Origin of the sequence: Nonomuraea sp. NPDC005650 (assembly GCF_040605375.1) — a bacterium.
Taxonomy (GTDB): Bacteria; Actinomycetota; Actinomycetes; order Streptosporangiales; family Streptosporangiaceae; genus Nonomuraea.
On record NZ_JBEXCR010000056.1, the window covers coordinates 77,982 to 86,711 of the forward strand.

General features: G+C 70.2%; 8 protein-coding genes. 5 read left to right on the forward strand and 3 right to left on the reverse strand.

The window, feature by feature from the left end:
* Positions 1 to 9: 9 nt before the first annotated feature.
* The 3 genes from ABZS69_RS57515 to ABZS69_RS57525 all read left to right on the forward strand — a co-directional run bounded on the left by ABZS69_RS57515 (position 10) and on the right by ABZS69_RS57525 (position 3,855).
* Complete coding sequence (locus ABZS69_RS57515; protein ID WP_355390289.1) at positions 10 to 2,346, forward strand: glycoside hydrolase family 3 C-terminal domain-containing protein; 2,337 nt, start codon at positions 10 to 12, stop codon at positions 2,344 to 2,346.
* 64 nt (positions 2,347 to 2,410) lie between these two features.
* Entirely contained in the window at positions 2,411 to 3,091 is a 681-nt protein-coding gene (locus ABZS69_RS57520; protein WP_355390292.1) for a DUF4191 domain-containing protein, read from the forward strand.
* A complete protein-coding gene (locus ABZS69_RS57525; protein ID WP_355390294.1) occupies positions 3,091 to 3,855 on the forward strand; it encodes a methyltransferase domain-containing protein in 765 nt (254 codons plus the stop codon). The genes ABZS69_RS57520 and ABZS69_RS57525 overlap by 1 nt, the downstream gene beginning before the upstream one ends.
* On the opposite strand, the gene ABZS69_RS57530 is transcribed toward ABZS69_RS57525, so the two are convergent.
* From ABZS69_RS57530 to ABZS69_RS57540, 3 genes are read right to left on the reverse strand one after another with little or no spacing between them, the layout of a single operon-like run.
* On the reverse strand, positions 3,836 to 4,786 hold the full coding sequence (locus ABZS69_RS57530) for a hypothetical protein (protein WP_355390297.1): 951 nt from the start codon (positions 4,784 to 4,786) through the stop codon (positions 3,836 to 3,838). The two genes, ABZS69_RS57525 and ABZS69_RS57530, sit on opposite strands and share 20 nt — an antisense overlap.
* Entirely contained in the window at positions 4,783 to 5,400 is a 618-nt protein-coding gene (locus ABZS69_RS57535) for a TetR family transcriptional regulator (protein ID WP_355390299.1), read from the reverse strand. Before ABZS69_RS57535 ends, ABZS69_RS57530 begins: the two co-directional genes overlap by 4 nt.
* 58 nt (positions 5,401 to 5,458) lie before the next feature.
* Positions 5,459 to 5,920 (reverse strand): RDD family protein, encoded by a 462-nt coding sequence (locus ABZS69_RS57540; protein ID WP_355390302.1) that lies wholly within the window; start codon positions 5,918 to 5,920, stop codon positions 5,459 to 5,461.
* Positions 5,921 to 5,997: 77 nt separating this feature from the next.
* Between ABZS69_RS57540 and ABZS69_RS57545 the strand changes: the two genes are divergently transcribed.
* Complete coding sequence (locus ABZS69_RS57545) at positions 5,998 to 7,056, forward strand: hypothetical protein (RefSeq protein ID WP_355390305.1); 1,059 nt, start codon at positions 5,998 to 6,000, stop codon at positions 7,054 to 7,056.
* 93 nt (positions 7,057 to 7,149) lie between these two features.
* The gene (gene glnA, locus ABZS69_RS57550) at positions 7,150 to 8,574 is read left to right on the forward strand and encodes a type I glutamate--ammonia ligase (protein ID WP_355390308.1); all 1,425 of its coding nucleotides are present in this window, start codon (positions 7,150 to 7,152) and stop codon (positions 8,572 to 8,574) included.
* Positions 8,575 to 8,730 lie beyond the last annotated feature (156 nt).

The window sequence follows — 8,730 nt, forward strand, 5'->3', positions numbered from 1 at the left end:
ACTGTGGTCGTGGACTTCGACGAACTCATCGCACGCCTCGACCTCAGCACCAAGATCCGCCTGCTCACCGGGGCCGACATGTGGTCGCTGCCGTCGCTGCCCGAGATCGGTCTCGACCGGCTCGTCATGAGTGACGGGCCGATCGGCGTACGCGGCGAGCGGTGGAGCGCGGTCGGTCCCTCGATCGCGCTGCCCAGCCCGACCGCGCTGGCCGCCACCTGGGACGTGGACCTGGTCCGCCGCGCGGGCGCGCTGCTGGCGCAGGAGGCCCGGCGCAAGGGCGTGCACGTGCTCCTCGCCCCCACGATCAACCTGCACCGCTCGCCGCTCGGCGGCCGGCATTTCGAGTGTTTCTCCGAGGACCCGTACCTGACGGGCGAGATCGGCGCCGCGTACGTCGAGGGCGTCCAGGAGGGCGGGGTGGCCACCACCCCGAAGCACTTCGTGGCCAACGACTTCGAGACCGATCGCTTCACCGTGGACGTCCGGGTGGGCGAGAAGGCGCTGCGCGAGGTCTATCTGCGGCCGTTCGAGCGGGTGGTGGAGGCCGGGGCGTGGGGTCTCATGACCGCGTACAACTCGGTGAACGGCACGACCATGACCGAGCACGCCGACCTGGTGAACGGGGTGCTGAAGGGCGAGTGGGGGTTCGACGGGTTCGTGGTGTCGGACTGGACGGCGGTGCGGACGACCGAGGCCGCGGCGCTGGGCGGCACCGACGTGGCCATGCCGGGCCCGCGCGGGCCGTGGGGCGAGAAGCTGGCGGCCGCCGTGCGGGAGGGGCGGGTGCCCGAGTCCGTCGTGGACGATCGGGTGCGCCGCGTCCTGCGCCTGGCCCACCGCGTCGGCGCCCTGCGCGATGCGGAGGTACCGGTCTCCGTGGAGCGACCCGTGGTCGACGGCGCGGCGCTGGCCCGCGAGGTGGCCACACGCGGGTTCACCCTGCTCACCAACACCGGCATCCTGCCGTTCCGGCAGGTCGGAAGGGTCGCCGTGATCGGGGCGGCCGCCGCGGAGGCCCGGGTCATGGGCGGCGGGAGCGCCCAGGTCTTCCCCGATCGGATCGTCTCGCCGCTCCAGGGGATCGCCGAGCGGGCCGAGGTCCGGTACGCGCTCGGCACCGACCCCCGGATCCACCTGTCCCCGCTCCCCGGCCCGGCCACGGCCGCCTTCCTGGACGCCGGCGGGGCGGTGCTGGCGGAGCAGCCGCTGGCCACGGCCGAGGCGCGGTGGATCGGCCAGTTGCCGCCGGGCGTGGACGGCGACCGGCTGGCGGCGGTGCGGCTGCGTACGACGTACACACCGGACGTTTCGGGCGAGCATCGGCTGTCGGTCGCGGGCGTGGGCGCCTTCACCCTCACCGTGGACGGCGAGACCGTCTTCGACGGGAGCATCGACCTGGACGGCGGCGACCCGGCGGTGGCGTTCCTGTCGCCGCCCGAGCGGCGGGTCGGCCTGCCGATGACGGCCGGGCGGGCGTACGAGGTGATCGTGACGCACCCGGCCGGGACGTTCGGCGGGATGGCGTACGTGTCCTTCACTCTGGGCCACGCGAACCCCGGCCCCGGCGAGGACGAGCTCATGGCCGAGGCCGTGCGGGTGGCGGCGGAGTGCGACGTGGCGGTGGTCGTGGCCGCGACCACGCCGGAGGTGGAGAGCGAGGGCTTCGACCGCGCGGACCTCAGGCTGCCCGGACGGCAGGACGAGCTGATCCGCGCGGTCGCCGCGGCCAACCCGCGCACCGTCGTGGTGGTCAACGCGGGCTCGCCGGTCGAGCTGCCGTGGGCGGAGGAGGTGGCGGCGGTGCTGCTCACCTGGTTCCCGGGGCAGGAGGCGGGGGCGGCGCTGGCGGACGTGCTGTTCGGGGACGCCGAGCCGGGCGGGCGGCTGCCCACGACGTGGCCGCGGCGGCTGGAGGACGCTCCCGTGACCGACGTGACGCCGGTGGACGGTGTGGTGGCCTACGAGGAGGGCACGTCGATCGGCTACCGGGCGTGGGAGCGCTCGGGCCGCGCGCCGGCGTTCTGGTTCGGGCACGGCCTGGGTTACACGACCTGGTCGTACGACTCGATCGCGGCCGAGGGCACGGGCGTGACGGTGGCGGTCACCAACACCGGCGACCGCCCGGGCCGCGAGGTCGTGCAGATCTACGTCGACAGGGCGCTGGCCGGGTTCGACGTGGTCGAGGCGGCGCCCGGGGAGACGGTGATCACGACCGTGTTCCTGCCCGAGCGGGCCTTCCAGGTCTGGGAGGAGGGCGGCTGGCGGACCGTCGAGGGCGTTCACCCGGTCGAGGCAGGCCGCCACGCGGCCGATCCGCGCCTGTCGGCGACCGTGAAGATCTAGCCCGGCGCGAAATGACCGGGTCACGTTTTCCTTACCGCACCAGTTGGTTTGTATCCTTCAGAGCATGGCAAAGTCCGAGGATCCAGAGAAGCCGGGGCGCATCAAGCAGCTCCGCATGATCGCGCAGATCATCAAGCAGGCCAACCCCAAGGGGTTGCCCATCGTCTTCCTCTCGGCGGTGGGCACGCTGGCTGTGGTGGTCGTGATCGGCCTGGTCACGGACTACTTGTGGTATTCGGTGTTCATCGGTGTGCTGGCCGCGCTCACGGTCGGGTTGGTGGTCTTCGGGCAGCTCGCCCAGAAGGCCCAATATTCGATCCTGCACGGCCAGACGGGCGCCGCGGCGGCGGTGCTGCAGGGCATGCGTGGCAACTGGCAGGTCACCCCGGCCATCGCGGTCAACCGCGACCAGGACCTCATCCACCTCGTGGTCGGCTATCCGGGCGTCGTGCTGGTGTCCGAGGGGCCGGGCAACCGGGTGGCGAAGATGCTGGCGGCCGAGAAGAAGCGGGTCGCGCGCGTGGTGCTGGGCATCGAGATCTACGACATCCAGTGCGGTGACGGCGAGGGGCAGATCCCGCTCGGCAAGCTGCAGCGCCACCTGATGAAGCTGCCGCGCAACCTCAAGAAGCCCGCGGTCAACGAGGTCAAGGACCGGCTGCGCTCGCTGCCGAAGAACATGCCGCTGCCCAAGGGCCCCATGCCCAAGGGCGCGCGCATGCCGCGCGGCCCCAAGATGCGCTAGTGCTCTCCTCCTCCGCACGGGCGAATCGCTGGTGGTGGGACGGCAACGCCGACGACTACCAGCTCGAACACGGTGAGTTCCTGCGTGACACGGGGTTCGTGTGGTGTCCCGAGGGCGTCGACGAGGCCGACGCGCACCTCCTGGGCGAGGTGCGCGGGCGGCGCGTGCTGGAGATCGGCTGCGGCGCGGCGCAGTGCGCGCGGTGGCTGGTGACGCAGGGCGCGCAGGTGGCCGCCTTCGACGTCTCCCACCGGCAGCTGCGCCACGCCCAGCGCATCGATCTCGACACGGGGCTGCACGTGCCCGTGGTGCAGGCCGACGCCGAGTCGCTGCCGTTCGCCGCGGCCGCCTTCGACCTGGCCTGCTCGGCGTTCGGCGCGCTGCCGTTCGTGGCCGACCCGCTCGCGGTCTTCCGCGAGGTGCGGCGGGTGCTCAGGCCGGGCGGCCGGTTCGTGTTCTCGGTGAGCCACCCGATCCGGTGGGCGTTCCCGGACGATCCGGGGCCGGGCGGGCTGACGTCCGACCGGTCCTATTTCGACCGTTCCCCCTACGAGGAACGGGACGAACGGGGCACGGTCACGTACGTCGAGCATCACCGCACCATGGGTGACTGGGTGAACCTGCTGGCCGCCTCCGGGCTGACCGTCACGGGGCTGCTGGAGCCCGAGTGGCCGGAGGGGCACGAGCGGGTGTGGGGCGGCTGGAGCCCGCTGCGCGGGCGTCACCTCCCCGGCACGGCCATTTTCAGCTGCTCGAATATCTAGCCGCCATGGCGCGGAAGACCTCCTTGGGTTCCCAGCTCCGCTCGTCGAGCATCTTGACCACGCCGTAGGAGCCCAGGTCGTCCTCGCCGGTCCGGTTGAAGGAGGCGAACGTGAACCACAGCGCCGTCTCCACGCCCTCCTGCTCGAAGAGGTCCATCAGCTCGGTGAAGTAGCGCACCTGCTCGCCCTCGTCGCGTACCGCGTCGTCCGGCACCACCCAGGCCGAGCCGCCGCGCTCCCCCGCGCCGCGGTAGGCGCAGGTGCCGAACTCCGTCACGGCGACCGGTTTGCCGTGCTTGAAGTGCGCGCGCAGCTCGTCCGCGAAGCCGTGGGCGTTGTAGGCGGCGCGGTAGGCGTCCACGCCCGCCACGTCGAACGGGGCCCAGTCGACCGGCTCCCACGGCGCCGAGGCGTAGCTCAGCCGGCCGCCGAACAGCGGGCGGACGGTCTCGGCCGCCTTCGCCAGGTAGTCGTTGAAGCGCGGCATGGTCCGCATCAGCGACGTCCACCACTCGACGTCGCCGGCCATCAGGGCGCCGAGCCGGTCGCCGTAACTCTCGCCCTCGCTCTCGCCCTTGATGAAGCCCTTGCCGAAGGCGGTGATCTCGCAGCCGGTGACCAGCACGACCTCGGCGCCGTCGCGGCGTACCGACTCGGCGCGGCGGGCGGCGTCCGCGAAGACCTCCAGCATCTCGTCCTGCGTGAGGTCCACGGGGAACGGGGCGAACCAGATCTCCAGCCCGGCCGCCGCGGCCTCCCTGGCGGCCGCCTCGACGCGCTCGGGGTCGCGGCCGGAGATCCGTACCGACGCGCAGTGCAGGTCTTCCGCGATCGTGCGCATGTCTCGCCGGACGTCCTCGATGTGGAACGACTTGCGGCTCAGGCTGTCCCCGGGAAGAAACCCGACATCATAGTTGATCCCCTTTTTCATGATTTATCCCCTTTTTTTGCGTGCGTGAGACCGTACTCCAGGAGGTCGAAGGCCAGCTCCACGTCATCCGCCAGGCGGCGGCCCGCCTCCTCCATCGGCTCGCCCGTCGCGATCCGGTGGAAGAAGGCCTCCTGGACGGTGGTGACGGCGGCGGTGATCTGCCCGGCCATGAGCCGCGCGGTCAGATCGTCGCCCGGGTAGGCCCGCCCGAGGGCCTCGGCCAGCTCGTAGCGCTCACCCATGTGCATGGCGTGCAGCGCGCCCATCAGGGCCGGGCTCGACGAGATCACCCGGACCCGGGCCAGCAGCGCCTCGACGTCCAGGTCTCCCGCGCCCTGGGCGGCCATCGACCGGTAGTGCTCGCGCAGGGCCTGGAGGGGAGAGCACCCCTCCCCGCGCCCGGCCACGATCGCGGCCAGGTCCTCCTTGACCCCTTCGGTGACGAGGCAGTCTTTGGTCGGGAAGTAGTTGAACAGCGTCACCTTGGCGACCCCGGCCGCCTCGGCGATCTCGTTGACGGTCACCGCGTCGTAGCCGCGCTCGTCGAACAGCCGCAGCGCCACCTCGGCGATCCGCCGCCGCGTCTGCTCCTTCTTCCGCTCCCTCAACCCCATGAGGTCAGCATAAACCGAACCGGGTACATTTTTGAACCCGGTTCGCCTTTTTGCTCGGCTACATCCGGACGACCATCGTGTTGGACACGCGGTCGTGCACCCCGCGGTGGTCGCGGTCCCAGATCAGGGCGGGCACGGCCAGGCACAGCAGCACCGAGCGCACCAGCACGGGCAGCCAGCGCGGGTCGCCGCCGTCCATCGCGGCCACCCTGATGCCCGCCAGCCGGTGGCCGAACGTCTGCCCCATGAACCCGACGAGGACCAGGTACTGCAGGGCGAAGACGAGCGCGGGCGCCCACGGCTGCTCGGCCGGGTTGATCCTGAGCAGCAGCTGCACGACGACCCACGTGCAGATCATCCAGTCGATGACCAGCGCGGCGATCCTGCGCCCCCAGCCGGCGATCGATCCGCTGCCCTCCTCGGGCAGCCCCAGGCGCTCACCCGGGTATCCGAGATCGACCCCGGCGGCCCTGACGCCGCCCAGCCAGGTCTGCGTCCACCGAGGCTCCTTGCTGCTCATGCCCTCAACGGTATCCGCCCGGCAGGCCGGTCGGCATTGTGACCCAACCGCGTCGCAGAGCGGCCATCATGTACGCCATGCCACACGGGGATGACCTTGACGCGCGCTTCAACGAGCTGGTCTCGCAGATCGACGAGGACCAGCAGCGCAAGATGCGGGCCGCGGCCGTCAAAGGCGCGAAAGAACAGCGGCGTACCGACCGCTTAGAGAGGAACGCGGGCAGGACGGCGCGCTTATCCGGGGGATACGAGCCCGAGCCGCCGCGGCGGGTCGGGCGGGCCTGGATCGCGATGGCCGTGATCACGGCGCTGATCGCGGCCGCGGGCGTGGTCGTGACCGTCCGCCCCGACCTGCTCGCCCCGGACGTCGTCATGGGCGAACCGCGGCTGTCGATCGCGGCGCCGGCCGTCGAACCCGCCGAGAACCCTGCGGAGGGCGCAGGCGAGAAGCCGGCGGGCCCGTTCGCCGGGTCCCGGGCCGAGGACTACGCCGACGGGATCGCCGGGTTCATGATGCCCGAGGCGAAGGCGCTGGGCGGGCTGTCGAAGAAGGACGTGGCCAAGGGGCTGGAGCGGACCCGCGAACTCTTCGGGGCGGCCTTCCTCGACCGCGAGACGCTCATGGGCGGCAAGCCGGCGGCATTCGCCAAGCTCCTGCCCGCCGACCTGCGTGCGGACTTTCTCGGCAACCTCAAGCACGACGATGAGGAGGGGCCGGGATACGTCCTCCGCTTCGCGCCGGGCACGACCGAGCTCGCCACCGACGTGATCAAGGTGCACGGGCGGACGACCCTGGACACCTTCAGCGAGGACGGCAGGCACGGCGTCAAGGTGAAACTGAACCACCTGGTCGTTTACGCCCTGCGACGTCCGGGCCGGCCGGAGACCACCATCAGGCTCGTCGCCCATCCCATCGGCAGCGTGCTGCTCTATCGCGAGTCCGGGCGCCTGGTCGTCTGGCCGGACCCCTGGAACCCGAGCACCACTCCGGCCAGTTGCGACACGCGCGACGCGTTCGTGCATCCCGTTTTCGAGGACTCACCTGCCGGAACGGTGTCGCCCACTGGATTGCCGCGCAATCCGTACGAGCTGGAGGAGGACGAGAAGACGGGGTGTTCCGCGGCAGAGCCCACCTGACCTGCGTAACATGTGCGAAACAATCGAGACACCACACGGAAACGGCCACGCCCTAGCGTCGGCATGATGGCCAGTCCCCAGGGAGGTTCGAGAGTGTTCAACTCCGCCGACGACGTCCTGAAGTTCATCAGTGACGAAGGGGTGCAGTTCGTCGATGTCAGGTTCACCGACCTGCCGGGGACGACTCACCACTTCACCTTCCCGGTAGAAAACTTCAGCGCGAGCGTCTTCACCGACGGACTCATGTTCGACGGCTCGTCGATCCGCGGTTTCCAGGCGATCCACGAGTCCGACATGCTTCTGCTGCCCGACCCGACCAGCGCCGTGTTGGATCCGTTCCGCCAGCACAAGACGCTCAACCTGAACTTCTTCGTGCACGACCCGCTCACCGGCGAGGCCTACAGCCGCGACCCGCGTAACGTCGCGCGCAAGGCCGAGGAGTTCCTCCGGGGCACGGGCATCGCCGACACGGTCTATTTCGGCCCCGAGGCCGAGTTCTACATCTTCGACGACGTGCGCTTCGAGACGAAGCAGAACGCCGGCTACTACTACATCGACTCCATCGAGGGCGCCTGGAACACCGGCAAGGCCACCGAGGGCGGCAACCTCGGTTACAAGCCGCGTTACAAGGGCGGCTACTTCCCGGTGCCGCCGATGGACCACTTCACCGACCTGCGCTCCGAGATGGTGCGCAACCTCATCGAGTGCGGCATCGACGTCGAGATGCAGCACCACGAGGTCGGCACGGCGGGCCAGGCGGAGATCGACTTCAAGTTCGGCACGCTGCTCAAGACCGCCGACAACCTGATGCTCTACAAGTACATCATCAAGAGCACGGCCCTCGAGTACGGCCACACGGTCACCTTCATGCCCAAGCCCATCTTCGGTGACAACGGCTCCGGCATGCACTGCCACCAGTCGCTGTGGAAGGACGGCTCGCCGCTCTTCTACGACGAGGTCGGCTACGCGGGCCTGTCCGACACGGCCCGCTACTACATCGGCGGCCTGCTCAAGCACGCGCCGTCGCTGCTGGCCTTCACCAACCCGACGGTCAACTCCTACCACCGTCTGGTCCCGGGCTACGAGGCCCCGGTCAACCTGGTCTACTCCCAGCGCAACCGTTCGGCCTGCGTCCGGATCCCGATCACGGGCTCCAACCCGAAGGCCAAGCGCATCGAGTTCCGCGTGCCCGACCCGTCCTGCAACCCGTACTTCGCCTTCGCGGCGATGCTGATGGCGGGCATCGACGGCATCCGCAACAAGATCGAGCCGCCGGAGCCGGTCGACAAGGACCTCTACGAGCTGCCGCCCGAGGAGGCCCGCAACATCCCGCAGGTGCCCGGCTCGCTCACCGACGTGCTCAACGCGCTGGAGGAGGACCACGACTACCTGCTCGAGGGCGGCGTCTTCACGCCTGACCTGATCGAGACGTGGGTCGCGTACAAGCGGGAGAACGAGGTCGACCCGATCCGCCTGCGCCCGCACCCGCACGAGTTCGAGCTGTACTACGACGTGTAGTCCTGGGGTCGGCTGTCGTTGCCGAGCAACGTCAGCCGGCGCAGAACGGCCCGGCATCGTCGGTGTATTCGAGGGGTCGTCGCAACACGGTGAGCACTCACTGGCGGCGGCCAGCATAGCGAGCTGAGTGGGTTTCCGCAGTCCCGAGTTGCGGGG

Excerpts from the sequence above, each read along its gene's own strand:
- ABZS69_RS57535 (WP_355390299.1), bottom strand. The coding sequence starts at position 5,400 with ATGGGGTTGAGGGAGCGGAAGAAGGAGCAGACGCGGCGGCGGATCGCC.
- ABZS69_RS57530 (WP_355390297.1), bottom strand. The coding sequence starts at position 4,786 with ATGAAAAAGGGGATCAACTATGATGTCGGGTTTCTTCCCGGGGACAGC.
- ABZS69_RS57540 (WP_355390302.1), bottom strand. The coding sequence starts at position 5,920 with ATGAGCAGCAAGGAGCCTCGGTGGACGCAGACCTGGCTGGGCGGCGTC.
- ABZS69_RS57545 (WP_355390305.1), top strand. The coding sequence starts at position 5,998 with ATGCCACACGGGGATGACCTTGACGCGCGCTTCAACGAGCTGGTCTCG.
- ABZS69_RS57520 (WP_355390292.1), top strand. The coding sequence starts at position 2,411 with ATGGCAAAGTCCGAGGATCCAGAGAAGCCGGGGCGCATCAAGCAGCTC.